Annotated in this window: 1 protein-coding gene; it reads right to left on the bottom strand. The window is 69.2% G+C overall.

What is annotated here, in order from left to right:
* The coding region (vgrG, locus tag DOM36_RS20495) for a type VI secretion system tip protein VgrG (RefSeq protein WP_157958661.1) at nucleotides 1–276 on the bottom strand (276 nt) is incomplete at both ends.

Genomic DNA, 276 nt, shown 5'->3' with positions numbered 1-276 from the left:
GCCGTTGTAGACCCGGCCGGTGATCAGCGGCCGGTCGGCGTCGCCCTCGAGGAAGTCGACCAGCACTTCCTGGCCGATGCGCGGGACGAACACGCCACCCCAGCCGGCGCCGGCGTTGGGCTGGGAGACCCGCAGCCAGACGCTGGAATTCTCATCGTTCTGACCCTGGCGGTCCCAGTGGAACTGGACGCGGACCCGGTTGAGGTGATCGGTATGGATCTCTTCGTTGGCGGGGCCGACCACGGTGGCGCTCTGCGGGCCACCGATCACCGGACG

Source organism: Salinicola sp. CPA57, from assembly GCF_003206035.1.
GTDB lineage: Bacteria > Pseudomonadota > Gammaproteobacteria > Pseudomonadales > Halomonadaceae > Salinicola > Salinicola socius.
This window is presented reverse-complemented; position numbering and strand designations above follow the sequence as displayed.